25 protein-coding genes and 1 tRNA gene are annotated in these 25,730 nt (G+C 37.2%); 11 read left to right on the top strand and 15 right to left on the bottom strand.

Going from position 1 to position 25,730, the window contains the following annotated elements:
* Positions 1-11 precede the first annotated feature (11 nt).
* A complete protein-coding gene (locus JKP34_RS07645) occupies positions 12-791 on the top strand; it encodes an enoyl-CoA hydratase/isomerase family protein (protein WP_201919451.1) in 780 nt (259 codons plus the stop codon).
* A 74-nt stretch (positions 792-865) separates the two neighbouring features.
* Here the strand turns inward: JKP34_RS07645 and mgrA are convergent, their stop codons facing one another.
* Both mgrA and JKP34_RS07655 read right to left on the bottom strand, forming a co-directional pair.
* On the bottom strand, positions 866-1,858 hold the full coding sequence (mgrA, locus tag JKP34_RS07650) for an L-glyceraldehyde 3-phosphate reductase (protein WP_201919453.1): 993 nt from the start codon (positions 1,856-1,858) through the stop codon (positions 866-868).
* An 82-nt stretch (positions 1,859-1,940) separates the two neighbouring features.
* Complete coding sequence (locus JKP34_RS07655; RefSeq protein ID WP_201919455.1) at positions 1,941-2,696, bottom strand: outer membrane beta-barrel protein; 756 nt, start codon at positions 2,694-2,696, stop codon at positions 1,941-1,943.
* A 144-nt stretch (positions 2,697-2,840) separates the two neighbouring features.
* Here JKP34_RS07655 and JKP34_RS07660 point away from each other — a divergent pair.
* Positions 2,841-2,914 (top strand) — tRNA-Arg (locus JKP34_RS07660).
* 28 nt (positions 2,915-2,942) lie between these two features.
* Here the strand turns inward: JKP34_RS07660 and JKP34_RS07665 are convergent.
* On the bottom strand, positions 2,943-4,211 hold the full coding sequence (locus JKP34_RS07665; RefSeq protein ID WP_201919457.1) for an asparagine synthetase B: 1,269 nt from the start codon (positions 4,209-4,211) through the stop codon (positions 2,943-2,945).
* Positions 4,212-4,442: 231 nt separating this feature from the next.
* On the opposite strand from JKP34_RS07665, the gene JKP34_RS07670 reads away from it, so the two are divergent.
* From JKP34_RS07670 to JKP34_RS07680, 3 genes are all read left to right on the top strand, one after another.
* Positions 4,443-5,681, top strand: a complete 1,239-nt coding sequence (locus JKP34_RS07670) for an ABC transporter permease (protein WP_201919459.1) — start codon at positions 4,443-4,445, stop codon at positions 5,679-5,681.
* A gap of 6 nt (positions 5,682-5,687) precedes the next feature.
* Entirely contained in the window at positions 5,688-6,479 is a 792-nt protein-coding gene (locus JKP34_RS07675; protein WP_201919460.1) for a hypothetical protein, read from the top strand.
* Between the two features lie 152 nt (positions 6,480-6,631).
* Complete coding sequence (locus JKP34_RS07680) at positions 6,632-8,173, top strand: S8 family peptidase (RefSeq protein ID WP_201919461.1); 1,542 nt, start codon at positions 6,632-6,634, stop codon at positions 8,171-8,173.
* 45 nt (positions 8,174-8,218) lie between these two features.
* On the opposite strand, the gene JKP34_RS07685 is transcribed toward JKP34_RS07680, so the two are convergent.
* Positions 8,219-9,106, bottom strand: coding sequence for an EamA family transporter (locus tag JKP34_RS07685; RefSeq protein ID WP_201919462.1), 888 nt, complete (start codon positions 9,104-9,106; stop codon positions 8,219-8,221).
* Positions 9,107-9,224: 118 nt separating this feature from the next.
* Positions 9,225-9,950, bottom strand: a complete 726-nt coding sequence (locus tag JKP34_RS07690; RefSeq protein WP_201919463.1) for a DUF547 domain-containing protein — start codon at positions 9,948-9,950, stop codon at positions 9,225-9,227.
* 139 nt (positions 9,951-10,089) lie between these two features.
* On the opposite strand from JKP34_RS07690, the gene JKP34_RS07695 reads away from it, so the two are divergent.
* The 4 genes from JKP34_RS07695 to JKP34_RS07710 all read left to right on the top strand — a co-directional run bounded on the left by JKP34_RS07695 (position 10,090) and on the right by JKP34_RS07710 (position 13,910).
* Positions 10,090-11,424 (top strand): NAD(P)/FAD-dependent oxidoreductase, encoded by a 1,335-nt coding sequence (locus JKP34_RS07695; RefSeq protein ID WP_201919464.1) that lies wholly within the window; start codon positions 10,090-10,092, stop codon positions 11,422-11,424.
* Positions 11,425-11,486: 62 nt separating this feature from the next.
* Positions 11,487-13,277 carry a 4Fe-4S binding protein gene (locus tag JKP34_RS07700; protein WP_201919465.1) on the top strand — a complete coding sequence of 597 codons (1,791 nt, stop codon included), beginning with the start codon at positions 11,487-11,489 and terminating at the stop codon, positions 13,275-13,277.
* 68 nt (positions 13,278-13,345) lie between these two features.
* Positions 13,346-13,591: a ribbon-helix-helix domain-containing protein gene (locus JKP34_RS07705; RefSeq protein ID WP_201919466.1), complete on the top strand. Its 246-nt coding sequence runs from the start codon at positions 13,346-13,348 to the stop codon at positions 13,589-13,591.
* On the top strand, positions 13,578-13,910 hold the full coding sequence (locus JKP34_RS07710; RefSeq protein WP_201919468.1) for a type II toxin-antitoxin system PemK/MazF family toxin: 333 nt from the start codon (positions 13,578-13,580) through the stop codon (positions 13,908-13,910). Before JKP34_RS07705 ends, JKP34_RS07710 begins: the two co-directional genes overlap by 14 nt.
* On the opposite strand, the gene JKP34_RS07715 is transcribed toward JKP34_RS07710, so the two are convergent.
* The 6 genes from JKP34_RS07715 to JKP34_RS07740 all read right to left on the bottom strand — a co-directional run bounded on the left by JKP34_RS07715 (position 13,900) and on the right by JKP34_RS07740 (position 20,183).
* Entirely contained in the window at positions 13,900-14,898 is a 999-nt protein-coding gene (locus tag JKP34_RS07715; protein ID WP_201919470.1) for a formimidoylglutamase, read from the bottom strand. The genes JKP34_RS07710 and JKP34_RS07715 overlap by 11 nt on opposite strands.
* Complete coding sequence (gene hutI, locus JKP34_RS07720; RefSeq protein ID WP_201919472.1) at positions 14,889-16,118, bottom strand: imidazolonepropionase; 1,230 nt, start codon at positions 16,116-16,118, stop codon at positions 14,889-14,891. Before hutI ends, JKP34_RS07715 begins: the two co-directional genes overlap by 10 nt.
* A 143-nt stretch (positions 16,119-16,261) precedes the next feature.
* Positions 16,262-17,938, bottom strand: a complete 1,677-nt coding sequence (gene hutU, locus JKP34_RS07725; protein ID WP_201919474.1) for a urocanate hydratase — start codon at positions 17,936-17,938, stop codon at positions 16,262-16,264.
* A 97-nt stretch (positions 17,939-18,035) separates the two neighbouring features.
* Complete coding sequence (gene folB, locus JKP34_RS07730) at positions 18,036-18,407, bottom strand: dihydroneopterin aldolase (RefSeq protein ID WP_201919476.1); 372 nt, start codon at positions 18,405-18,407, stop codon at positions 18,036-18,038.
* Between the two features lie 2 nt (positions 18,408-18,409).
* Positions 18,410-19,159, bottom strand: a complete 750-nt coding sequence (locus JKP34_RS07735) for a DivIVA domain-containing protein (RefSeq protein ID WP_201919478.1) — start codon at positions 19,157-19,159, stop codon at positions 18,410-18,412.
* 106 nt (positions 19,160-19,265) lie between these two features.
* Entirely contained in the window at positions 19,266-20,183 is a 918-nt protein-coding gene (locus JKP34_RS07740) for a WD40 repeat domain-containing protein (RefSeq protein ID WP_201919480.1), read from the bottom strand.
* Positions 20,184-20,198: 15 nt separating this feature from the next.
* Between JKP34_RS07740 and JKP34_RS07745 the strand changes: the two genes are divergently transcribed.
* Positions 20,199-20,831, top strand: a complete 633-nt coding sequence (locus tag JKP34_RS07745; RefSeq protein WP_201919483.1) for a 4'-phosphopantetheinyl transferase family protein — start codon at positions 20,199-20,201, stop codon at positions 20,829-20,831.
* A 5-nt stretch (positions 20,832-20,836) separates the two neighbouring features.
* Positions 20,837-21,418 carry a thioredoxin-like domain-containing protein gene (locus JKP34_RS07750; protein WP_201919485.1) on the top strand — a complete coding sequence of 194 codons (582 nt, stop codon included), beginning with the start codon at positions 20,837-20,839 and terminating at the stop codon, positions 21,416-21,418.
* Positions 21,419-21,420: 2 nt separating this feature from the next.
* On the opposite strand, the gene JKP34_RS07755 is transcribed toward JKP34_RS07750, so the two are convergent.
* The 4 genes from JKP34_RS07755 to JKP34_RS07770 are packed head-to-tail and all read right to left on the bottom strand — an operon-like array spanning position 21,421 to position 25,687.
* On the bottom strand, positions 21,421-22,281 hold the full coding sequence (locus JKP34_RS07755; RefSeq protein ID WP_201921478.1) for a transglutaminase-like domain-containing protein: 861 nt from the start codon (positions 22,279-22,281) through the stop codon (positions 21,421-21,423).
* A gap of 15 nt (positions 22,282-22,296) precedes the next feature.
* Positions 22,297-23,925 (bottom strand): acyl-CoA carboxylase subunit beta, encoded by a 1,629-nt coding sequence (locus JKP34_RS07760; protein ID WP_201919487.1) that lies wholly within the window; start codon positions 23,923-23,925, stop codon positions 22,297-22,299.
* Positions 23,926-23,953: 28 nt separating this feature from the next.
* A complete protein-coding gene (locus JKP34_RS07765; RefSeq protein ID WP_201919489.1) occupies positions 23,954-24,889 on the bottom strand; it encodes an MlaD family protein in 936 nt (311 codons plus the stop codon).
* Between the two features lie 12 nt (positions 24,890-24,901).
* A complete protein-coding gene (locus tag JKP34_RS07770) occupies positions 24,902-25,687 on the bottom strand; it encodes an N-acetylmuramoyl-L-alanine amidase family protein (protein WP_317193663.1) in 786 nt (261 codons plus the stop codon).
* Positions 25,688-25,730: the final 43 nt, after the last annotated feature.

Below are 25,730 nucleotides of genomic sequence, written 5' to 3' on the forward strand. Positions count from 1 at the left end.
ACAGATTAGTAATGTACAATAGTTTAAAGTATGATCTTTCTGATGGGGTTTGTACCATCACTTTTAATAGACCGGATTTTTACAATGCTTTCAATGATGAAATAAGCTACGAATTTCAGGATGCCTTGAAGTCTGCTGCTAAGGATAATGAGGTTAGAGTGGTTGTAATTACCGGTGAAGGCAAAGCATTTTGCTCCGGGCAAGATTTGAAATCAGCAAGAAATGAGGATGAACGCATGTTCTATAATTCATTGGAGAAGCGCTATAATCCAATTATAAGAGCTATGCGTAAACTGCCGAAGCCTATTATTGCCAAATTAAATGGTGTGGCGGCTGGTGCAGGTTGTTCATTAGCTTTGGCTGCAGATATGATAATTGCCAGAGAATCAGCGAAGTTAGTGGAAGTATTTATCAACATTGGTTTAGTGCCTGATTCAGGTTCATCTTTCTTTTTACCCAATTTGGTTGGTTACCAAAAGGCATTTGAGCTATGTGCCATGGGAACAAAGGTCTCAGCTCAAGAGGCCCTTGAAATGGGTATTGTCAATAAAGTTGTGCCAGATGATGAGTTGGATGAGGCCGTAAAACAATACACAGATTATTTCGCCAAGGCACCCACTAAATCAATTGGTATGATTAAGAAGATGCTTAACAAAGCGGCTACTTCATCATTAGATGATATGTTGGAATACGAAAAGTATAGTCAGCAAATTGCCGGATCTTCGGAAGATTATAAAGAAGGTAAACAGGCCTTTTTAGATAAAAGAAAGCCCGAATTTAAAGGAGCATAAATAGAAAGAGCCTCATTGCACTAAGTACTGAGGCTCTTTTTTTAGTTATTAATGCAGATATTCAATAGGAATTTCTATGCCAGTATTGATTCTATAGCTTTTAATTCTGCCTCCGTAAAATCAAGTTTTTCTAACCCATTAATGTTGTTTTCAAGCTGAGAAACTTTACTCACACCTACTAGAACGGAAGTCACTCTTTCATCTTTTAATAGCCAGACAATAGCCATTTGTGCCAGGCTCTGTTCACGATTCTTAGCAATTTCATTGAGTTGTTGTACTTTATTGATAAGCTCATCACTTATTTGCTCTTTGTTTAAGTAAGTACCTTCTTTAGCCGCCCTGGAGTCTTCAGGGATACCCTTTAAATATTTATCGGTCAATAAACCTTGCTCTAAAGGAGAAAACACAATGCTTCCCAAACCTTCAGCTGCTAAAGTATCTAATAAGCCACCTTCAACCCATCTATCCAGCATACTATATCTGGGTTGATGAATCAGGAATGGAGTTTTCATTTCTTTTAGGATAGCAGCGGCTTTTTGGGTGTCTTCAGCAGAATATTGCGATATGCCCACGTATAATGCTTTGCCTTGTCTTACTATCTGATCGAGGGCACCCATAGTCTCTTCTAAAGGTGTGTCGGGGTCAGGCCGGTGGTGATAAAAAATATCGACATAGTCTAATCCCATTCTTTGCAGTGACTGATCCAAACTAGCAATTAAGTACTTTCTGGAACCAAAGTTTCCGTAAGGTCCCGGCCACATATCCCAGCCGGCTTTAGTAGAAATGATTAATTCATCTCTGTAGTTTTTAAAATCCTCTTTAAAGATTGAGCCGAAATTTCTTTCAGCGGCACCATAGGGTGGTCCATAATTATTGGCTAAATCAAAATGAGTGATGCCGTTATCAAAAGCGGTTCTTAATATGTTTCTACTTTCTCTTAAATCGCTTTTGTCTCCAAAGTTATGCCATAGACCGAGCGAAAGTAAAGGGAGTTGAATACCGCTTCTTCCACATCTGCGGTATTGCATTTGTTCATATCTCGATGCTGATGCTTCGTACTGTGCCATTGAGTAAGATTTGTTTGAAGGAGAAGATATAAAAAAAGCCGGATAAACCGGCTTTCATGTATTAAGATGTTTTTGCTGCTATTTAAAATAAATTAAAGCTTAAGCCAAATCTAACTGGAGTAGCTCCTGTGTTTTGCGGACCTTTACCAGGGTTGAATAATTCTGAATAATCGTATTTGAAGAAAGCTCCGAAACCGGCAATACCAACACGCACGTGTGCACCATATCTGAACTGGTTTAACTCAAAGTTCTCTTTACGCTTGATCTTTTTGGTTTCTTCATTCTCAACATATTTAATTTTTGTTTTACCCGTAACTAAGTAACCAATACTGGCACCAGCAGCAATGAAGAATCCGCCATTACCTCTTTTGCTTTCGCTGAGGTAGTATCTGAATTCAATTGGTAGGTTGATATAATTAGTTTCAAACTTAGATTTTTCTACAAATCCATTTCCAATTATTTCAGAGTCTATTCCAACAATTTGAGTATTAGTGCTGAATTCATTACCGTCAAGTGTAGGCTCATAAACTAGTGTACGTGCTGAGTCATCGCTAAAGGCATATTTCTCATAAGATAAACTTAAACCAGCATTAAAAGTGAAGTTTGAGCTTCCAAGATTAATAGGGTATAAGTAGCCTACTGAAAATGAATTGCTTCCGAAAGGTCTTAAATCAAGTGCGTCAACATTATTTCTGTTGAGCATGTTGATACCAAAAGAGAAGGTTAAGTCTCCTCTGAGGTCAGGCCTTGCACCAAAAGTATTTTTTTCTTCCAGGTTTTGCGCTTGTATTTGAGAAACTGTGATAAGTAATAGGCTTACAATCAGTAATTTTTTCATAAAATGATAATCGGTTTTCAATTTCAGCGGACAAAGTTAAGATTTTATTTATAGCATAAATAAATAAAAGCCTTTTCTTATCCTGATTAATTATATAAATTTGCACACTCATTCAGAAACGAAGGTTTCGATGAGAAAGTATATGGCCTCGTAGCTCAATTGAATAGAGCACTTGATTACGGCTCAAGAGGTTACAGGTTTGACTCCTGTCGAGGTCACAAAAGCCCACCACTTGGTGGGCTTTTTTTATGTCTTCTTCTTTTTCTTCTTTGCAGCAGGGAAAAGGATATTATTTAAAATCAGCCTGTAGCCTGGCGAGTTGGGATGCAGGTTTAAGTCTGTTGGTGGCTCTCCCACATAATGCTGGTAATCTTCTGGGTCATGACCTCCATAAAATGTCCAGAAGCCCTTGCCGAAAATACCGTGAATGTAGCGAGCTTCATTTACTGATTCTGTTTCGCCCATAATCACCACATCAGGTTTGACCAAAGCTTTATCATAAGCTGTAGTCTGCCCCATAAAACCTTTAATCAGCTTTTCATGATTTTGTGTAAGCATGGTTGGGATTGGATCCCATTTAGCAGAAAATTCAAAGAGTGTGAAAAAATCATTGCCCTCCTTAATGCCGGGCCTGTCACTCTGGTTTTGATCAATATCTGAATATTCGTATTCCAAGGGATCCATTTTTAAGGTGAAGTCCTTAAATGCTAAAGTTTCTTCATAATCTAGTTTTTCCTGCGCATTAGGGTCTGGTGGGTCACCATCATAAACTCTTGAAACTATGTCAACACCTGCTGCGGCCAGGGCAATATCATAGGTGTCTGTGGCTGAGCACATAGCAAACAGAAAACCACCACCCATTAAAAAACTTCTGATTTGTTGCACAACGGCTAATTTAAGTTGTGATACCTTCTGGAAACCATGCTTTTTTGCCATTGCTTCCTGTTCCTGTTGCTGTTCAATATACCAGGGCTGATTTGCATAATTTCTGTAGAATTTACCAAACTGACCTGTAAAATCTTCGTGGTGTAGGTGAAGCCAGTCATATTCAGTAAGCTCACCATTCATTACTTCATCATCAAAAATCACGTCATAAGGGATTTCTGCATAGGTGAGTACAAGCGTTACGGCATCATCCCAGGGCTGTTTCGATTTAGGACTGTACACGGCAATTTTAGGCACCTTATCTAGGCGCATGGCATCCTTATTTGAAGAAGGACTGGCAATTTCATTTAATAACTGACTAGCGGATGCTTCTGAAATGATCTCATAGCTTACGCCTCTTATAATCAATTCGTTAATAATTGTTTGATTGCTTCTAACCAGAAAGCTTCCACCTCTATAGTTCAAAAGCCAATCCATTGAAACCTCATTTGATAAAATCCAATAGGAGATACCATAAGCCTTTAAATGATTGCTTTGGGTTTCATCCATCGGTATTAAAATTCGATTGGCCTTGAGCTGTTGTAAACTCAATAGGCTAAATAAAATAAAGACTGAAAGTCGCTTTATCATGATTATTATATTCTTTGCTGTTATATCACTCCCCCCTTAAATACTAATCAATTATCGGGCATTCAAATAATAGTACTTATATTTCGTACAAATTAAAGTTTAAAGTCTTACAAAATGTTAATTGTTTTTGAATGATTTAATTTGAGTCGATTCAAATAACTAAATCAGCATTTCGTGTAATATATCGTGAAATTTAGAGATTAATTGCTAAAATTTGACAAAACTTAGGCCTTGGAATATATAGAAAACATACGCGAAGGAATTCGTTCCATCAAAGGGAATACATTAAGAACCGTTCTTACTGCTACCATTATTGCCATCGGTATAACCTCTCTTGTAGGGATTTTAACAGCAATTGAAGGTATACAGAGCTCCGTAGGAGATAGTTTTGCCAGTTTAGGCGCAAATAATTTCGATATTGAAGCCAGGGGTGTTGACGGCAGGCGGGGCACTTCACAAGGAAAGGTAGAAAAAAGATACGAGCCTATCTCTTATAAACAAGCAGTTGATTTTAAGGACAAGTATAATTTTTCTGGTTCAGTATCAATTTATACACGCATTACGGGTAATGGCGAATTGAAGTATAAATCAGAGAAAACTACTCCCACTGTGAGAATATCCGCTACCGATGAAAATTGCTTCATTCAAAATGCTTATGATATTGCTAAAGGAAGAAATTTTTCACCTTTAGAAATTCAGAATAATAATAATGTGGTGATCCTGGGATCAAATGTGGTGAAAAAGCTTTTCAAGGAAAATGAAGAGCCATTGAACAAGAGCATATCATTTTTAGGAAGTAAATTCAAAGTTATTGGAGTGCTTGAGGAACAAGGAGGTTTCGGTGGTGGAGGCCCTGATCAGTCTATCTATATTCCGATAGGACTTTCTACTATTATTGCACAGCGGACGCTCCAGTACACTATAACTGTTTCTGTGGATGATCCTATTTTAATGGAGACTGCTATTGGTGAAGCGACAGGGGCAATGCGCACCGTTAGAGGTGACAGAATTGGCAATGAAAATTCATTTACCATTGAAAAAAGTGAGTCATTATCCGATAGAATGGATGAAGTGGCCGGTTACTTAAGAATAGGAGGCTTTACAATAGGGCTTATAACTTTACTTGGTGCATCAATTGGTTTAATGAATATTATGATGGTGTCTGTAACAGAAAGAACAAGGGAAATAGGTATCAGAAAAGCTATTGGGGCATCTCCTATCAAAATTAGACTTCAGTTTTTATGGGAAGCTATAGTTATTTGTCAGCTAGGGGGAATAGCAGGCGTTATTTTAGGCATTGTTATTGGTAATATTATTTCAGCAATTATAAGTGATGGTGGTTTTGTAGTACCATGGGTTTGGATGTTTACAGGACTGATAGTTTGTGTGGTAGTAGGTTTACTTTCAGGTTATTATCCGGCATATAAAGCATCAAAACTAGACCCTATAGAGTCATTACGTTACGAATAGCGGTTTATGTTTAGAGTAATTCTTTTATACATATTTATTATTCAGGCTTTCGGTTCATATGAGCTGATGGCTGAAGATACGTATATCAGAGGATTCTATCATGGACAAAATGTTTTTATCAGAAACTCCTTTCTTGAAGCCAATCAGAAATTTTGCATTCAACAGATATATGTAAATGGTGAGCTTTCAATCAGTGAGCCGGATGTTTCTGCTGTAGAAATAGATTTATCAGCTTTTAATTTAGAAGATAGAATTGTGCTAAGAATAATTCATCAGGATGGATGCAAGCCAGAGCTTATTAATCCTGAAGTTATTCAAAATGACATTAGCTTTTCATGGATAAATATTTACGTGAATGAGGAGGAAATATTATGGATTACCTCCAAAGAAAGCAGTGAAGGTTTCTATGTTATCGAGAAGGAAATTGGTAACATTTGGGAGCCTATTGATACTGCAAAAACAAAAGGAAATATATTTATTAACCAGCATAGTGTAGCTCTTGATCATATTCCGGGGAACAATAATTACAGAGTTGTTTACTATCCTCCAAAAGGCGATCCTTCGGTATCTTCACCATTCAAATACTTCTCAGATAAAAGAGAAATTAGCCATGCCATTGATACAGATAAGTGGTCGATTGAATTTACAGAAGAGGTTAGTTTCCAATTGTTAAATGCTAATTCTCGCGTTATTAAACGTGGTAAAGGCGTTTCCTATAACATCAGAAGGCTTCCAAAAGGCACTTATATTCTCAAGTATGAGGGCAAAGAATATACTTTCGAAAAAACAGTCCGTTAAGCTTTTAATAAGCTTTTTCCATTTCCTTTAAGGTTAAGTTATCTTTTCGATTAAACCATTATCTATTTCGGCAAACGTTTGCATTTCCGACTTATAATATAGAAATTACTCTGCATACAGAATAAAATATTATAACCAAACCTAAAAACAAAATGAAAAGATTACTCACCGCTGTTTTAGCAGCATCCATTTTATTCTCTTGTTCCAGAGATGAAGAAAACCTTACCTTAAAAGATGACGCACTTGTTGAAGAACAGGTGATTGAAGTAATGCCCAAATCGGAAATTGATGATTTTATTATTAGCTCTTTAAAAGAGAATAATGAATTTAATTGGTCAGAAGCAAATGATGTAATGCTTTGGAGTGCCCTAGTACATGCTGATAGTATTTTAACTGTTGGTTATACAGTATCTAGTGCCGGTAATATTAATGAAAGAATGACATCAATTAATGTTGCTGATCCAGAGTGGAAAGCTTCTAAGCAGCTAATACTTGATGAAACAACTGAAGTGCTTAGTAAGAAATATGATAAGACTATCACTGATGAAGAGCTTCCAAACTTCTCTCATGAAGTGCTTCCTTTTATGGAAATGAAGGTTTCACAGTTAGAGGTAATTAACAGATTACGCTCAATGGAAAATGTAAGATATGTGGAGCCTGTTGGCTACATAGTAGACTTTGAGACCTATGGTGATGGTGAACGCATGAGCGATTCAGGTTGTTCTAATGATCCTGACTACGGCTTATCCGGTGATTTGTATTCTACCATTTCACCTAATGCGAAAATGTCATGGAATTATCCAATGATGGGCATTAACCAAGCGTGGCAGTATAGCACTGGTTCAGGTGTTACTGTAGGTTTAATTGATACAGGTTTATCGCCAAATCAAACTAAACTAGGAAACGAATTTAATTCAGGCGCTTCTTCTGGCAGATCAGTTGAACGTTATGGATTCTATGCTACCGGCTGGTGGTGGTGGAAATCTATCGATGGACCAGATGATAAGTGTGGTCATGGAACAGCAATGGCTGGTGTTATAGCTGCTCCTAGAAGTAATTCAGGATCTTCCGTTGGTGTAGCTTACAATGCAAATTTAGTTGGAGTAAGAGGCACTAGCGATGTAATTATTAACGGTGGTAATGAGAAAGACGGTGTTGCTGATGCCCTTGTTTATCTAGGAAACAGAAGTGATGTGAAAATTATCAGCATGTCAATAGGTGATGTATTTACAAACTCAAAAGTGGCTGATGCTATTCGTTACGCTTATGGAAAAGGTAAATTAATATTTTCTGCAGCAGGTACTTCTACAAGCTTTACCAATTGGTTTGGCGTTATTTTCCCTGCTACTATGAACGAAACAGTAGCTGTTACAGGTGTAAAGGAAGGTCAGTATAAAAGATGCGACATCTGCCATTCAGGGGATAAAGTTGATTTCACGGTTATTATGGAAAAGGCAGGGTCAAATGCTCATCCACTTTCTTTAGCAATGAGCGGTTCTCAACCATCTACAGTAGGTGGTTCATCAGTAGCCACAGCAACAGCCGCAGGTATTGCGGCATTAGTTTGGTCTAAAAATCCTACCTGGAACAGAGATCAAATATTGAATAAGCTAAAGCAATCTTCCGATTTTTATCCTAGCAGAAGTTCAGAGTTCGGCTATGGTAATTTAAATGCTTTAGAAGCAGTACAATAACTCTCAGTTAGTTATCCATTTCTAAAAATTATAAGCCTGAGTATTTTACTCAGGCTTCTTTTTTAACCTGAGGTTTGAAATGGCTATGGCAGCCAATATTAATAATATTCCTGTCCATTGTAATAAAGTCACTTGCTCTGCCAATAACCAGCTCGAAAAGAATACGGCTACAGGAAGTTCCGCTGAACTGAGAATTGCACTCACACCAACACCAATTTTAGGGATCCCGTAAGCGAAAAATAATGGAGGAATTACTGTACCGAAAAGAGCAAATGCAAATCCCCAGGGGAACAAGCCGTTTATCAGGCTACCATTCACCAAAAATTCTGGAGGGAAAATCAAGAATATAAATATGCATGATCCTGTTATCATCATAGCACTTTTTTGAACAGGTACTAAGGCGTTTCCCACGCGTCCGTTAGCCCAAATAAATACTGCATAAAAGAAACCTGCTAGTAGGCCGTAACCCAATCCTTCCAAACTCCACGGTATATTACTAAAGTCATACACTTTACCTGCCAGGTAAGTGCCAAAGAGAATAAATAATACTGAAAGTAGCTGCCTACCTGAAGGGAATTTTCTGTGAATAATGACTTCTAATAGCATGCTAATCCACGTGAACTGCATCAATAACAGTATGGCTATTGAAGCTGGTAATTCCTGTACCGATTTGTAATAAGCTAAACTTACCAGTCCAGTACTGATGCCTGTTAACAATACACGCCAACTATTCTGCCAGGTGAAATGGAATTTTACTTTCTGGAATAGGGCTCTGCCAATTAAGATAAGCCATAGAACTATGGTGCCAAAAAATACTTGAACGCCTGTAACTTCTGCCAAAGTAAAGCCTTCGGCATAAGATAATTTTACCAATGTGGTTAGCACACCAAAACTGCAGGCTCCCAGAAACACAAGTATTCCTCCTCTTAACATAGTCTTTTAATTTTTTGGCCTGCAAAATTGAGGCTTTTTTCTTAAGTAGCCTTGTATTAAGCAAAAAAAGTCATCCACTTAGCGCAGATGACTTAGAAATAAAACAAACCGAATTAAACTATTGAATATTCAATGACCAATCGTAAGGATAGAAATCTACCTGATACGATGAAGGTATTTTTTGATTTCTGTAGTCATTGATGTAGGCTAAAACATCCGAAGCCTTCATGGTGAAATCTTTCTCGTACCACTTAAAAATCATCGAAAGCTTAACTGTATTTTCACCAGAATTGACTTTTATAAAATCTGGGTTATTAATTGAGTTCATTGTCCTTTCATTGAGCTTTGCGTCCAAATTTGCACCTGTGTAGGCAAAGTCACCGAGTTCAGGACAACCAATTGCCGCACATGAAAAAGCAAAATGTACTCTTGGATCTCTAAAAGGAATAATGACTTTTCCTTTTTCAATTTGATCTAGTGTTAGCATTTCACCACCAACTTTGTGTTTCACTTTGTCAAAAAAGCCATTTTTATCTAAAGCGGACTTTAGAGGGTAGTAGTCAGTAATCTGTCTGATAACAATAATATTATAAGCGTTAATGTAAAATGCCATTTTTTCATCCTTACTAAGGTTATTTACATTTACGCCTGCCAAAGATTGATAAAGCTGATCGATTTCAATAAAATTATTTTTCAAGGTCTTATAGTCGACCTTTCCGTTTTTTACGTGCTTTTTAAGAAAGGCATCGGCAGACTGATTAAAATTTGTAAGAGATTGGTTCCCTCCGAACAGCGTGCCAAAAGTTATTAGCCAAATGGCTAATGTGTTGATTAAAAATTTCATAATTTGTTAGAGCGTTTGATTTAGTTTAACTCAATATACGGCTAAAGTTTTAAACAGGATTTAACTAATTGTCAGTCATTCGACAAATGTTCATGTTTAATAACTTTAAAATTGATAACCTTTTAGTAAACTTCAATAGATGAGGAAAATAGTTATAGTAGGTAATGGGATTTCAGGAATTACTGCTGCGAGGCATATCAGAAAACTTAGCGATGACGAAATTCTAATTGTCTCATCAGAAACTGAATATTTTTTCTCCAGAACCGCGCTCATGTACATCTATATGGGGCACATGAAATTTGAACATACCAAACCCTATGAAGACTTCTTTTGGGGAAAAAATAAGATTGATTTACTGCAAGACTATGTGAATAAAATCGATTTTGAAGGTAAAAGTCTTAGCACTAGAAAAAGTGGAGAAATACAATATGATAAACTCATTTTAGCAGTGGGTTCTAAACCAAATAAATTTGGTTGGCCAGGTCAAGACTTAGAGGGTGTGCAGGGCTTATATAGCTATCAGGATTTAAAAACTATGGAAGCCTTATCATCTACTACTAAACATGCTGTAATTGTTGGTGGTGGATTGATTGGGATTGAAATGGGAGAGATGTTCCATTCGAGAGGAATAGAGGTAACTTTTTTGGTTCGTGAATCTGATTTCTGGAACAATGTACTTCCACCGGAAGAAGCTGCTATGGTTAGCAGGCATATCAAAAGTAGAGGCTTTAATCTGATTCTGGAAAGTGAACTTGAGCGTATAAATGATGATGGCAATGGACGTGTTGGGAGTGTTAAAACAAAAGAAGGGAAGACCATCGAATGTCAGTTCGTAGGCCTTACTGTTGGTGTTAGCCCCAATGTAGACTTTTTGATGAATTCATTTCTTGATATTAAAAGAGGTATTAAGGTGAATGAATTTTTTGAAACTAATATGCCCAATGTATATGCAATTGGTGATTGTGCAGAATTTGAAACTGCTCCCGCATCTGACAGAAAAAATATTGAGCAGGTTTGGTATACAGGTAGAATGCACGGAGAAACACTTGCTCAAACAATTTGTGGCAATAAAACAGCCTATAAACCAGGTATGTGGTTCAATTCTGCTAAATTTCTTGATATAGAGTATCAGGTATATGGCCAGGTTGGCAATCAACCAATGGATGAGGAAGAGCATATCTATTGGGAACACCCGAAAGGGGAGAAGTCGATAAGGTTGATTTTTAACGAGTCAGACGGAACGCTTAAAGGCATAAACCTAATGGGTATAAGGTATAGACATGAGGTGGTAGAAAAAATGATTCGTGATAAGTGGGATAAGAAAAAAGTGATGAGCAAGCTAAAACATGCCAATTTTGATCCTGAATTTTTCGAACGATACGAGGAAGAATTAATTAAAATTTACAATGAAAGATACCCTGATGACAAAGTGAAATCATCAAAATCCAAAATTTTCGGAATATTTAACCTGTGATTTGAGTAGTTAATAAAGCAGTTAACAGACATCATATGGTAACAGATATAAAATGATAATACATGAATAGCTTAAAAGCAGTACATAAATTAGGACTCATAATTTTCATCATAGGTTTCGCACTCTTTCTTTCCATGTTTTTTCTGGGAGAATATGAATTAAAAGAGGATCAACTGATCGAAAATATTGGAAAGGATAAATATGAGCTTATTCAAGAACCGATTCAAACTGTTTTAAGTACTACTTACAACAGTCAATTTACTTTTATTAGTGAACTCAAAAATGCATTTTCTGCTGCTAACGACAAACTAAAATCATACTACGAAATCTCTAGTGATAAAGCCTCAGAAATAGCTGCTTTGTCCGAAAACAATACGTATAAAGCTGATTATATAAATAAGTCCTTTAGTGAAAGCAGTGAAATTAGCGACTGGCAGTTAAACCAAATGAAAAGCTATACTTCCTGGATGGAAGGTAGGTCATATGAGTCCAAAGAAGCGCTTCAAAAGGAATTAGAGGGTGTTATAGCAAATGTTAATGCTAGTATTATTGGTAACAAAGGCTTCTCTAACGAAACTATTAAAAACACAACCTTTTCGCTTATTAAGAAAGCCGATGTTGGTACAGTTGCTACCAATCCATGGATGTGGTTGTTTCTCGCTATTCTGCTACCAATCATTGGTTCCGCCCTTTACCTACTGCCACGATTGAAACTACAAAAGCCCGGTATTAAAAATGACGGTACTTTTCATAATGCTTTAAAGTCAAGAGGTTGGTTAGGTATGCTCGTAGGAGCTTTCCTTATTACATTCTACATCTTCCTATATTTCTATCCATCTTACATGATTAGCTGGGTTCAGATGGTCGATCCTGTAAGTTTATTGTTAAGCGGAAACCCAGCAAGCCAATGGTTTCTATATGGCTTTCTTTATACACTGGCCATTTTGGTAATGGGAGTAAGAATGATACTAAAGTATCGTCATTCTAAATACCAAATGATAAGAACAGCTTCAGTTATGTTCTTCCAATTGGGTTTTGCCTTCCTTATTCCAGAAATTCTAGTTCGGCTCAATCAGCCTTCCATGGATTTCAAAAATATGTGGCCGCTGGACTATTCTTTCTTTTTTGAATACAGGTTAGATAATCTTCTCGAGAATGGAACACTCGGTATTTTCATGTTAGGCTGGGGCATAGCCTTATTTGTTTTAGGAGTGCCAATTTTCACCTATTTGTATGGGAAAAGATGGTATTGCAGCTGGGTTTGTGGCTGCGGAGGTTTAGCTGAAACTTTAGGTGATCCATACAGACAACTTTCTGATAAGTCATTAAAAGCATGGAAATTTGAGCGAATATCTATCCATTCAGTATTAGTTTTTGCTGTGGTGATGACGATCGGGGTACTTTACACCTACTTTTCAGGCTCTTCAACTTTGGCGGGATTAAATACCTATGATATTCGGGCGGCATATGGTTTTGGCATAGGAGCGGTTTTTTCAGGAGTTGTTGGCACTGGCTTTTATCCTTTTATGGGCAACCGAGTGTGGTGCAGATTTGGCTGCCCTTTGGCGGCTTATCTGGGCTTGGTTCAAAGATTTAAATCAAGGTTTAGAATCACTACTAATGGAGGTCAATGTATTTCTTGTGGTAATTGCTCTACCTATTGCGAGATGGGAATTGATGTACGCTGGTATGCGCAGAGAGGTCAAAATATAGTAAGATCATCATGCGTAGGCTGTGGTGTGTGCTCTTCTGTTTGTCCACGTGGGGTATTAAATCTAGAAAATAAAGATCCAAAGGGAAGATTAAATCAACCTTCACTTTTAGGAAATGACAGCTTTGGTGTAAATAATTAATTCTGAAATCAGGAATTTATAATATATAAATATGTTTTATATTTATATATTATAAATATACTTGATAAATGACCACTCTTACGACATCTATTCCAGATCAATTGGTAGAACTGCTCTCAGCTAAAGCTAAGGAGCTTAATATGCCGAAGAATAAACTGATTGAAAAGGCACTTTCTTTATACCTTGAACATTTAGAAAGGGCCGCGTATGCGAAATCTTATCAAAGAGCCTCGGAAGATGCAGATGTTATGTTAATGGCAGAGGAAGGCATGACAGAATACCTTAAGCAGCTCAAGGAAGATGAGGCAGGGTGAAATTTGGTACGTAAACCTTGATCCGATTAAAGGTAGCGAGCAGGCAGGATACGGACCCGTGGTTATTTTAAGCGGAAACTTGCTTAATGAGCATTTGAATGTAGTAATTGCCTGCCCGCTTACCACAAAGGTTAAGCGTTATAAAGGCAATCCAATTCTTACTCCCAATACTGAGAATGGTCTGAAAGTAGAATCAGAAGTCTTGGTTTTTCATGTTCGATCAATTGCTAAAGAACGATTTATTGAAAGGTTAGGTCGTATCAAGAAAACTGAGCTGAACCTAATGGTCAATACACTTAATGATATTATTAAATATTAGTTTTTTCTAAAGCACCTTTAACAAAATCAGTAACCAAATAGGAGAGTAGTTTTCCAATAGTTGCACTTTGCTGACCATTCTCAAGCTGGGTAGATGCTTCACACAGATGTAGATAGGCAGCATTCGCATGTTGACCACAGTGGTAGGCATATTGACGAGCTTCTGTTGCTGTGAAACCTGAAGGTCCCATAGCACTACTTAAAGTATTTTCAATACTATCAAGATCAAGTTCAATACCGCAATGGTTCTGAGATGTTTGTTGAATGTATTGATCAAGTATTTCGTTAAATCCAACAGCTTTTCTGAGATAGATGTCTTCCCAGCTGATGAATTCTACCCTGGCTTCATCCATGTGATCGAGCATCGATTGACTGTTATAGTTTTCATGCAAACCAATTATCCTATATTGATTTAAATATTGCTGATTATAGGCATAGGAAAAAGGGTTTCCACTATGTCGCCCTTCGAGTGCTCTGAAGTCAGCATGAGCATCCAAGTTAATGGCCGAAACGGGTTCATTAAAAGCTAAACTGCATCCTTTCAGAATAGGAAAAGCATTGGCATGGCTTCCTCCAATGATTATAGGGACATGTCCTTTTTCCACTAAATCCTGAATAAGCGGATAAACTTGGTCGTCTACTTTTTCTGTAGCTGTTCTATACTCTGCTATAGTTTTACAAGACTCAAATAAGCTATTGAAATTGAATGTGCCTAAGAGGTGTATTTGTTCTGCATTGAGCTTATGGGTATGCTGCACATTTAAAAATTTCGATAGAAATCCTTTCCAAGCTGTGTGGGTGCCTGCAACTCCTAAATTGCCCTTAACACCGATTGATTCTTCAATACCAAGTATTACAAACTGCTTACTAGAAACCTGATCTAAAACACCAAAGCTGATTTTTTGACCAATTTTGGTTTCTCCAGCTCTTATGGCTGTATGAGTTTTTATATGCTCCTCAGTTAGATATGCAAAGTTTGTTAAATCCATTCGCCTGCAAGCATTACCTTATCAATAGATTGCGAACCAAAAGCATAGGGCATAAAGGCCAGGGAAGGGATTTCCTTAGTAACAATAAGGTTAGCAAGTTTACCATTCATAATAGAGCCTGCCTCATTCTCTATTTCCATAGCAATTGCTCCATTAAGCGTAGCAGCATTAACCGCCTCTTCAGGAGTCATTTTCATTTGGATACATGCCAGAGAGATAAGTAATGGAATATTTCCACTTGGTGAAGAACCAGGATTATAATCTGTGGCCAGCGCCAAGGCTGCATTAGCTTCGATCAACTCTCTAGCAGGTGGATATTGCATTCTTAAGAAGAAAGCTGCGCTTGGTAGCATAGTGCTCATGATGTTACTTGAGCCTAATAATTTAATTTCTTTATCGCCAAGGGTTTCCAGGTGATCAACAGAGAGTGCTCCCAGTTTTACGCCAAGTTGTACTCCTCCACTATTATGCAATTGGTTAGCGTGTATTTTAGCTTTCAAACCATGCGAAGCGCCTGCTTCAAGTATTTTTTCACTACTTTCCTCATCAAAGAAACCTTTCTCACAGAATACATCTATGTAATCTGCCAGATTCTCGTCAGCTATGGCTGGCAGCATTTCACTGATGATTAGTTCATGATAGGCTTCATGATCATCTTTGAATTGCTTAGGATAAGCATGTGCACCAAGAAATGTCGCTTTAATTGGCATTTTCACACTTTCTTTAATTCTCTTGATGACCCTTAACATCTTCAGTTCGGCCTCAACACTTAAACCATAACCACTTTTAATTTCTAAAGCGCCTGTTCCTAGTTGCTGAACCTCAAGCACTCTTTGCATGGCAGATTCAAAAAGTTCGTCCTCAGATGTGTTAGCCAACCTTTCGGCAGAATTTAAGATACCACCTCCTTTAGCGGCTATCTCTGCATATCCTAATCCATTAATTTTATCAACAAATTCAGACTCGCGACTTCCGGCATAAACAATATGGGTGTGAGAATCGCAGAAAGAAGGTAATACATATTTGCCTTTTAAATCAATTACCTCATCTTTTTCATCAGCTAAATTTATAGCTTTCATGGAGCCGAAATCTTCAATATGCTCACCTTTGATGCGTATATAGGCATTTTCAATGGAAGGAAGTTTCCCAAGCTCTTTTCCACGAAGTGGGATATTGGATAAGTGGTTACCGAATAAAGCTTTGATGTTTGTTAATAGCATGAGTAATAGTTTGAAGTGTGAATTAAGATGTTGGAAGTACAAAGTTTGAAGAGTGAAGCTTGGCTTTGAGTCTCTAGTTATGAGTTTCGAGTAACTCTTACCTGAAACTCATAACTCAAAGCTCACAACTTACTTTAAAAAGATTATTTCAATCGTTCTTTAATATCCAATTTATGCTTTCTTGCAGTGTCTTGTGCAATGTCGTATCCAGCATCTGCATGACGAATAACTCCCATACCTGGGTCATTATACAACACTCTTTTTAATCTTTTTTCGGCATCATCAGAACCATCGGCCACAATTACCATTCCTGCGTGGATTGAATAGCCCATGCCAACTCCACCTCCATGATGCAGCGAAACCCAGCTTGCTCCTCCGGCAGTGTTTACCAAGGCATTTAATAAAGGCCAGTCCGCAACTGCATCAGAGCCATCTTTCATGGCTTCTGTTTCACGGTTAGGTGAAGCTACTGAGCCTGTATCTAGATGATCTCGCCCGATTACAATTGGTGCTTTTACTTTACCTTCTCTTACAAGTTTATTGAAAGCTAAGCCTGCTTTTTCTCTTTCTCCTTGCCCTAACCAGCAGATTCTTGACGGTAGTCCCTGAAAGGCTATCCTTTCCTGTGCCATTTCAATCCATCTTCTTAAAGATTCATTTTCTGGAAAAAGCTCTAAGATAACTTCATCTGTTTTTTTAATATCTTCAGGGTCACCTGATAAAGCAGCCCATCTGAAAGGACCTTTACCTTCGCAGAAAAGTGGTCTGATGTAAGCAGGAACAAAGCCCGGGAAATCAAAAGCATTTTTTAAACCCTTCTCTTGGGCTCTTGCTCTCAGGTTATTACCATAGTCAAAAGTAATGGCTCCATTCTTTTGTAATTGAAGCATCAGCTCAACATGTCTGTACATTGACTCATATGAAAGCTCTTCATATTTCTCCGGATTGGCTTCTCTTAAGGTATTTGATTCTTCCAAAGAAATCTGGTGAGGAACATAACCAACCAGAGGGTCATGTGCTGAAGTTTGATCTGTTAATACATCAGGAGTGATATTACGTTCAATTAAACGCTCAAGTAAATGCACTACGTTGCAATGAACACCTATGGAAACGCGCTCTTTATTAGCTTTCGCTTCAAGCGCTCTGTCTATAGCATCATCAATATCATCCATGCTCTCATCTAAATAGCGTGTCTGAATTCTTTTATCGATTCGCCACTTTTCAACTTCAGCTACCAAGCAAACACCATCATTCATAGTAACAGCTAATGGTTGTGCACCGCCCATACCACCTAAGCCAGCGGTCACTGTTAATGTTCCTTTTAAAGAGCCATCAAAATCTTTATTGGCAATTGCCGAGAAGGTTTCATATGTGCCTTGAACAATGCCTTGCGAGCCTATGTAAATCCAACTTCCGGCTGTCATTTGGCCATACATCATCAGCCCTTTTTTCTCCAGTTCATCAAAGTGTTTCCAGTTAGCCCAATTAGGCACTAACTGTGAATTGGAGATGAGCACGCGCGGTGCATCTTTATGTGTAGGAAGTATTCCTACCGGCTTACCGGATTGAACTACTAGCGTTTCATCTTCTTCAATATCTTTTAAAGCTTTTATGATTAGATCTAAAGATTCTATATTTCGGGCAGCTTTACCTCTTCCGCCATAAACGATCAAGTCTTCAGGTCTTTCTGCTACTTCAGGATCGAGGTTATTAAGCAGCATACGTAATGCAGCTTCTTGCACCCATCCTTTGCAGTTTAATTGAGAACCAGTTGGAGTTTTATATTTTTTGAAGTCGTATGTTGGCTTTACAGTTTCCACGATAATAATTGTTAGGGTGATAAATTAACGTGAAATAGGCCTTTTTTAGCCTAAAAAGCAAACGATTGCCGCTTTGTAATAAATGGAGAAATATAACTTAATCTGTTAGTTCGGATCGATTAATATCTAATTCAACAGCTGCGAAATCACATATGGCACCAATAGGAGGTTGGTTTTTTTTGATGGTAATATGAACAGATTCTGCCTCAGAAAATTCTTGAAAGACACTTTTGACTACTTTATAAGCAAGGGTTTCTAAAAGCTTGAAAGGTTCTTTCATCACCTTCTCGGTTAACTGATAAAGCACTTCATAGTTAATGGTGCCTTCCAGTTCATCCTTAACGTGTTCGAAATTGGTAGAAACTGATAAGTCAACTGTATAATGGTTTCCAAGCTTATTTTCTTCAGTGTAATAGCCATGATAGCCATAAAAGGCCATGCCTGAGAGCGTAACTTTACCTTTAGCCATTATTATATTTCGTCAAAAAATGAGGTGTCTTCACCTGAGTCATCAGCATTTGATGTTTGCTTTTCTTTTTTCTGAGGTGCCGTATCCGGTTGCTTAACCTCAGGCATTTCAGCAGGTTCCAGTTCAAACTCTATTTTGTCACTTTCTATCTCTTCAGGCAATTCGAAATCAGCATTTTTTATTTTGTTGACAGCATTTCGAGCTCTTTTAAGGTGCATTTCTACATCTACATGCTTTACTCTATCTTCCACCTTTTTAACTCTTTCTTGTAAGCCGTTACTCAAGTTTTTCAGCTCTTCAGAAATATTGTCTTTGAAACTTTCCAGTGTTTTTAAGCTTTCGGCCATCTCCTTAAGCTCTTCCTCCATTTCATGCATGATAGATTGCGCTCTCTTATTGGCTCCCTCAATAATATTGGTGGCTTTTTGATTCGCTTCCTGAATAAGCTTGTCAGCTTTAATTTGAGTTTCTTTTAAATGGAGTTCTGCGGTTTTATTGGCTTGATTGATAACATTAGCCCCGGTATCTTCAGCAGTTTTGAGTGTTTTATAAAGCGAATTTTCAACCTGACGTAACTTTTCTACTTCTTTCTCCGCAGACTCAAGCTTGATTTTTAACTCCTTTTGTGTGTCCATGGCGCGTTCCCATTCTTGCGACATAGAAGAAAGGAAAGCAGCTACTTCATCCTTATCATAACCTCTGAAGGCTTTCTCAAATTCTTTTTGTCTAATCTCTAAAGGAGTGATATTCATTTTAGTGCAATTTTCAAGCTTGTGACAGTTTAACGAAATAATAAGCTAATATTTCGTTTTTAGCAACCAAAGCGGCTTTTATAAAGACAAATATAAGGTGATATTGTTAATTTTCTGTTTGAATATTCCAAATTGAGGCAGTTCTGTCATCACTTACACTAACGAGCAAGTGATTATGATCAGTCCATAACAGCTTATTTACAGAGGTTCCGTGGCCGGCATGCCTTGCTTTGTCAATTACTTTAAGCAATTTAAAGCTCTTTGCATCCCACAATTTAATGCTTTTATCCATGCTGCAGGTGGCAAAAAATTCTCCTGAAGGGCTAAAGCTAATATTGTTAATGGCATACATATGTGCTACTATATCTTCTTCTAGATTATAATTAAGCGTATTCCATATTTTTAGATGAGCGTCTCTTCCAGCACTTAATAAATAGGGCAGATGTGGATGAAATTTAGTAGTAAACACAGAATTGGTGTGTGCATCAAGCTTTTGCTTAAGTTTTGGTTTTCCGGATATGTCTAATATGTAAATGGTATTGTCACTTGTTCCTATGGCCAATTCATTCGAAGTTTTGTTGAAATCGAGCGATCTTAAACTTGCATCACTAACTTTAAGCTTATTGATAAGCTGTAAACTTTGCTTATCGAGTATTACGAGTTGGCCATTTCCACAAGCACAGTATATTTGATTATCTACAATCTTAAGATCGAAAATATAGTTATCAGTAATTTTTGAAGAGTTTTTAGTCTCTTTAGTTAACAGGTCTAAAGCATGAACGCCTTCAAAGTTATGCCCTATATAAAGTTGTTGCGCTTGTTGATCAATTGCCAGCGCGTAAACAGAATTATGGACTTTGGCTACCATTTCTCCTAAGTCCGGCTGATCCAAATTCCACCTCACAACTAAACCATCTCCACCAGAAGTATAAATCAAATTGCTTTGTTCTCCTTCAATAATGGTATACAGGCAATCTTTATGACCCGTTAGGCTTTGAATTTTTTCTACATTAATTTTAGGCATATTGCAAAACTACATATGCCTTTATACAAAACAGTTACCATTAACGAAAATATTCATTTAGCTATATGGGAAATAGCTGAAAGTGAAGATGAATTTTTATCGCAGCTTTCATTGAGCGAAAAGGATTCATCTTTGTTGGCGGAAATTAGCCATGCAGAAAAGAGACTTGAATTTCTTGCTGGAAGAAAACTGATAAAGGAAGCTTTTGAAAGTTTTCAATTACCTGATAGCGCTGTCTTCAGGAATAAATATGGGAAGCCTGAATTAGCAGATAGTAATTATGAAATATCTCTTTCACACACTGCACATTATGTAACCTTACTTATTGGGAATCAAATAAATGTTGGCATAGATATTGAAAAACCACAAGAGAAAATGAAGATGATTGCGCAACGTCTATTCAATGAATACGAATTGCAGCTTTGTGGTACTGACCTGAAAAAGCTAAGTAAAATATGGTCAGCTAAGGAAGTGCTTTTTAAGCTTTACATGAAGGGTGGTATAGATTTTAAAGCTAACTTATTTATTGAAAGTGAAGACAGTCTGCAAAGTTGTGTTGGAAAAATTAAGAAAAATGACATTGAAATGAATTATCAACTGCGATTTCTTAATTTGGGTGAATACTTCATTTGTTACAACATAAATTAATGGTTATGAAAAAGTTTCTTCTAAGTATTTCATTATTGGTAATTGTTGTATTCGCAAATGCACAAAGCATTGAGGGTGTAAGCTTAAAGAATGTAAACACAGGTAAGAATGAAGCTGCTTCGGCAATTATTGGTAGTTCAACAACCGTGATCATTTTTATAGATAATGAGTGTCCTTATGTTAATTCATATCAAGCCAGAATTAAAAAATTCAGTGCTGAGGCTTTAGCATCCGGATATAATATGATTTTTATCAATCCTCATGAAGAAAAGAAGCCTAATGAGAATTCACTAGCTCTAATGAAGAAGTTTATGTCTACTTCATTATGGAAGGGAACCCTTTATTCCGACTCAAAGCAGCAACTTGTTGAAGTTTTGGGTGCTACTAAACTGCCCGAAGTTTTTATAGTAAAAAGTAATGGTAACTCTCTTAAAATTCTCTACAAAGGAGCTTTTGATGATAATCCACAAAATGCATCACAAGTTAAAACACAATATGCTACGGATGCTTTAAAGGCTATAGAGGAAAAATCTCAGCCTCAGAAATCACAAATGATGGCTATGGGCTGTAGAATTAAAAAATTCTAGCATTATAAGCCCAGGGCATCGAAGTCGATTCCACCTGAGAGGTGAACCAGTAATTCTTTGATTTCTTCAGCTTTACCATGTTCGTCCAATTTCTCATAAGCCATAATCAAGTTGCGTAAAACGCGCTTAATAATATCTTCATTACTACATGGTTGATAGTATATTTCTTTTGGCGTTAAGTTAAGATTTGCCAGGTAGTTATCGATATCCTTTTTTGAGAAAATAAGTCCTCTGTTGAATGCATTTACATAAAACTGTAAGTCGTCTGTTTTATAGGTGATGATAAAGAGGTTAGGCAGATTTACGCCATAAATAGGCAATCCAAGTTTTTCGGCAATTAGAATATATATTACAGAAAGAGATATTGGATTTCCTTTCTTACTCTCTAGTACAGATTTTATAAAAGAGTTATTGGGGGAGTGAAAGTTTTTGGTATTAGCTCTAAACTTTAACTTTTGGAAAAGGGCATTATTGATAATCTTAACAATATCGTAAGGATGTAAATCTTCTGTTAGCTCAGTCCAGATGTTATAATAAATCTGTTCTAATTCCTGATTTAGTTCGTCAAGTTCTGTATCAGGGTATTGATAGGTAGCAATAAGCCACATACCTTCCAGTAAATTATCAGCACCTTTTTCTTTCCATTGGGCTAAACGCTCCTTGAGCTGGTCAAATTGAAGCGTATGGATCATGTCTTCAATTTTACGCTGGATAACAGGATCGAAACTATTTTCCCATTGTTCCTCAAGAAAAGGAATTACTGACCCGCCTAAGGACATTATTTTTTCTTCAACATGGCGGCTTACTTCTGTATCCTCATCCTCTAAAAGAGATACTAAAGCTTTAAACTCTTTCTCGTCCATCTGCTCCATCAACTATCAGGTTTGAATTACGCCAACATTAAATTTCCTTTCAATAGGAGCATGGTTAGCTGCTTCTATACCCATAGAGATTACTTTTCTGGTTTCTAAAGGATCGATGATACCATCTGTCCATAACCTGGCTGCAGCATAATAAGGAGAAAGCTCTTCATTGTATTTGTCTTCAATATCTTTGAGCATTTTCTTTTCTTCCTCTTCAGTTATTTCTTCTCCTTTTGCCTTTAAGGTAGCGACCTTTATTTGTAGAAGTGTTTTGGCTGCAGCAGAACCACTCATTACTGCTAATTGTGCCGAAGGCCAGGCGTATATCAATCGAGGATCATAGGCCTTACCGCACATAGCATAATTACCTGCTCCATATGAATTACCCATAATGAAGGTGAACTTCGGTACAACAGAATTGGACATAGCATTTACCATTTTAGCACCATCTTTAATGATACCTCCATGTTCAGATTTGCTACCTACCATAAAGCCACTTACATCATGCAAAAATACCAAAGGGATTTTGCGTTGATTACAGTTCATAATAAAACGGGCAGCTTTATCTGCCGAATCGGAGTAGATTACTCCGCCCATTTGCATTTCACCTTTTTTGGTTTTTACAACCTGACGTTGATTAGCCACTATCCCTACTGCCCAGCCATCAATACGTGCAGTACCACATATTAAAGATTTTCCGTAAAGCTCTTTGTATTCATCAAATTCAGAATTATCCACCAAACGGTGAATTATTTCTTTTGTATCATATGGCTTTACTCTATCACTGGGTAGTATTCCATATATTTCTTTTTCATCAAGTTTTGGTTTTGCCGGTTCAGCTCTATCAAAACCTGCAGATTCAGGTGCTCCTATTTTATCAAATATTTTTCTGATAGCATCTAAGCACTCTTCGTCAGTTTCATATTTATTATCCGTAACTCCGGATATTTCACAATGAGTAGTAGCACCACCAAGGGTTTCATTATCTACTGACTCACCAATAGCAGCTTTTACAAGATAAGATCCTGCTAAAAATATAGATCCTGTTTTATTGACAATCATAGCTTCATCAGCCATGATAGGTAGATAAGCACCACCAGCAACGCAGCTACCCATTATGGCAGCAACCTGAATGATGCCCATTGATGACATTAGTGCGTTATTTCTGAACTGTCTTCCAAAGTGTTCTTTATCTGGAAATATTTCGTTTTGCATGGGAAGGAAAACACCTGCGCTGTCTACCAAATAGATGATAGGTAATTTGTTTTCCATTGCTACTTCCTGTGCACGAAGATTCTTTTTGGCCGTCATGGGAAACCAGGCTCCTGCTTTTACGGTAGCATCGTTTGCAACTACTACAACTTGTCTTCCTTGTACGTAGGTAATTCCTGTAACTACACCTGCAGATGGGCAACCACCTACTTCCTCGTACATTCCTTCGGCAGTAAAAGCCCCAATTTCAAGAAATTCGGCATTATCATCTTTTAAATAATCGATTCTTTCTCTTGCCGTAAGCTTTCCTTTTTCATGGTGTTTGGCGATCTTCTTTTCGCCTCCACCTTTATAAACTTCTTTTAGTTTATATTTTAGTTTATCTACTAATTGTTTGTTGGTGTCTTCGTTTTTATTGAATGCTATATCCATTGAATGGTTCTAATGTCTTTATAATCAATTATTTCTTTTTCTTGTCTTTGTCCTTTCTGCCAAATAATGAAAAATGAACGTATCGCTTAGGCTGCTCGCGGAAATCAATGAGAAGCTTATCAAGGTCTTCCATTGTTTTATTTAAATTATTGTAAAGTGAATCGCTGGAAAGTAGTTTATCAACTGTTCCTTCTCCATCGTTCATACTGGCTAAAACTTTGTTCATATTTTGAATGGTGCTGTCTAGGTTGTTTACCAGTTTTGACATTTCAATGTTGTTCACGGAATCAAGTATACCATTGGTTTTTGCCAGAGTAGCTTTTAACCCTTCTTTTTCGTTGGCAAGTGCAGATGATATTTTCTTAAAATCATCTAGCATTGATTTAATCTGAGCCTCTCTTTGAGAAATTCCTGCTATGGCATGTGTGGCTTCCTGAACATCTGCTAAAATAGCATTGATACGCTGCTCATTCTGATCAATATTTTCTAAAATACCATTAAGGTGATGGCCTACTGAATCTAATGTTTTAAGTACTGGATAGGCTTGTGCCTGAATTTGTGCAGTTAAGGATTGTTCCACATTGCCCTTCACTTGACTACCTTCTTTCAATACCTCAGATACCTTATTCCTTTGTATTACAATTTTTTGGGAGCCAAGCAGGTCGGTTGATAACAGTGCTACTGTTTCAGTGCCCAGTGTAATATCTTCTCTTACCTCGAAGTAAACTTTAACCTTGTTATTTTGCTCTTGCAAAATTTCTATTTCACTAACACGCCCTACAGAGAGGCCACTAAGTAAAACCGGATTGGATGTTGTTAAGCCATTTAGTTCATCATAAATAGCATAATACTCATTGGTAGGATCGAAAAACTCTACACCTTTTAAATAATTGAAGCCTATATAAAAAATTACTAGCGAGGTGATGGCTAGTACGGCAATTTTAATCTCTTTAGCTATCTTCAAAGTTTATGCATTTTAGTTCATTGATTCAATTTCAACCTTATAGTCACGGACTGCCCTAAAGATTCCTGAGGCGATATAGGTTTGACCTAGATCATCATTTAGGTATCTTTCTTCGGAAGGGTTACTTAAAAAACCTGTTTCAACCAATACGCTTGGCATTGAGCTTTTGTAAAGTACAACAAATCCTGCCTGTTTAACACCACGGCTATTCCGGCCTACTCTTTTCTTAAACTGGAACTCTATTTTTTCAGCAAGGTTTAAACTATTTGAAAGATATGCATTTTGATACAAAGAAAATAATATATGCGAGGCAGGATCATTAGGATCGAAACCCTCATATTTCTCTGAGTAGTTCTCTTCCATTAAAATAACAGAGTTTTCCCTTTTTGCTACGTTGAGATTGGTTTCTGATTTATGGAGCCCCATCACCCAGGTTTCCGTTCCCTTCACTTTGTTACTATATTCAACCGCGTTGCAATGAATTGAAATAAAGAGGTCGGCACCATTTTTGTTTGCGATATTGGCACGTTCATCAAGTTCTATGAAGTTATCATCAGCTCTTGTATAAATTACTTCAACGTCTGGTAAATACTCTTTTATGATAGTACCTAATTCGGTAGCAATTTGTAAGGCCACATCTTTTTCTTTGGAGATAGCTCCAAAGGTTCCACCATCTTTACCACCGTGTCCTGCATCAATCACAATACGGTCAACTTTGTATGAAGGCTTATTGAGATTTGTGAAAGAACCAAGGATCAGCAAACCGGTCAGTAGCGAAAGTATGGTAATATTTTTCACAATCTTTCGGTTGTTAAATTTGAATAGTATAATTTTACACAAA

The sequence above is a fragment of the Marivirga atlantica genome (assembly GCF_016734805.1).
GTDB lineage: Bacteria > Bacteroidota > Bacteroidia > Cytophagales > Cyclobacteriaceae > Marivirga > Marivirga atlantica.

Bases quoted from the DNA above. Each gene is read 5' to 3' on its own strand.
- JKP34_RS07740 (WP_201919480.1), bottom strand. From the start codon at position 20,183: ATGCCTAAAATTAATGTAGAAAAAATTCAAAGCCTAACGGGTCATAAA.
- JKP34_RS07665 (WP_201919457.1), bottom strand. From the start codon at position 4,211: ATGATAAAGCGACTTTCAGTCTTTATTTTATTTAGCCTATTGAGTTTA.
- JKP34_RS07735 (WP_201919478.1), bottom strand. From the start codon at position 19,159: ATGAATATCACTCCTTTAGAGATTAGACAAAAAGAATTTGAGAAAGCC.
- folB (WP_201919476.1), bottom strand. From the start codon at position 18,407: ATGGCTAAAGGTAAAGTTACGCTCTCAGGCATGGCCTTTTATGGCTAT.
- JKP34_RS07750 (WP_201919485.1), top strand. From the start codon at position 20,837: ATGAAAAAGTTTCTTCTAAGTATTTCATTATTGGTAATTGTTGTATTC.
- JKP34_RS07655 (WP_201919455.1), bottom strand. From the start codon at position 2,696: ATGAAAAAATTACTGATTGTAAGCCTATTACTTATCACAGTTTCTCAA.
- JKP34_RS07705 (WP_201919466.1), top strand. From the start codon at position 13,346: ATGACCACTCTTACGACATCTATTCCAGATCAATTGGTAGAACTGCTC.
- JKP34_RS07695 (WP_201919464.1), top strand. From the start codon at position 10,090: ATGAGGAAAATAGTTATAGTAGGTAATGGGATTTCAGGAATTACTGCT.
- JKP34_RS07755 (WP_201921478.1), bottom strand. From the start codon at position 22,281: ATGGACGAGAAAGAGTTTAAAGCTTTAGTATCTCTTTTAGAGGATGAG.
- JKP34_RS07645 (WP_201919451.1), top strand. From the start codon at position 12: ATGTACAATAGTTTAAAGTATGATCTTTCTGATGGGGTTTGTACCATC.
- hutI (WP_201919472.1), bottom strand. From the start codon at position 16,118: ATGCTATTAACAAACATCAAAGCTTTATTCGGTAACCACTTATCCAAT.
- JKP34_RS07715 (WP_201919470.1), bottom strand. From the start codon at position 14,898: ATGGATTTAACAAACTTTGCATATCTAACTGAGGAGCATATAAAAACT.
- JKP34_RS07685 (WP_201919462.1), bottom strand. From the start codon at position 9,106: ATGTTAAGAGGAGGAATACTTGTGTTTCTGGGAGCCTGCAGTTTTGGT.
- JKP34_RS07710 (WP_201919468.1), top strand. From the start codon at position 13,578: ATGAGGCAGGGTGAAATTTGGTACGTAAACCTTGATCCGATTAAAGGT.
- JKP34_RS07745 (WP_201919483.1), top strand. From the start codon at position 20,199: ATGCCTTTATACAAAACAGTTACCATTAACGAAAATATTCATTTAGCT.
- JKP34_RS07680 (WP_201919461.1), top strand. From the start codon at position 6,632: ATGAAAAGATTACTCACCGCTGTTTTAGCAGCATCCATTTTATTCTCT.
- JKP34_RS07690 (WP_201919463.1), bottom strand. From the start codon at position 9,950: ATGAAATTTTTAATCAACACATTAGCCATTTGGCTAATAACTTTTGGC.
- JKP34_RS07760 (WP_201919487.1), bottom strand. From the start codon at position 23,925: ATGGATATAGCATTCAATAAAAACGAAGACACCAACAAACAATTAGTA.
- JKP34_RS07675 (WP_201919460.1), top strand. From the start codon at position 5,688: ATGTTTAGAGTAATTCTTTTATACATATTTATTATTCAGGCTTTCGGT.
- JKP34_RS07700 (WP_201919465.1), top strand. From the start codon at position 11,487: ATGAATAGCTTAAAAGCAGTACATAAATTAGGACTCATAATTTTCATC.
- mgrA (WP_201919453.1), bottom strand. From the start codon at position 1,858: ATGGCACAGTACGAAGCATCAGCATCGAGATATGAACAAATGCAATAC.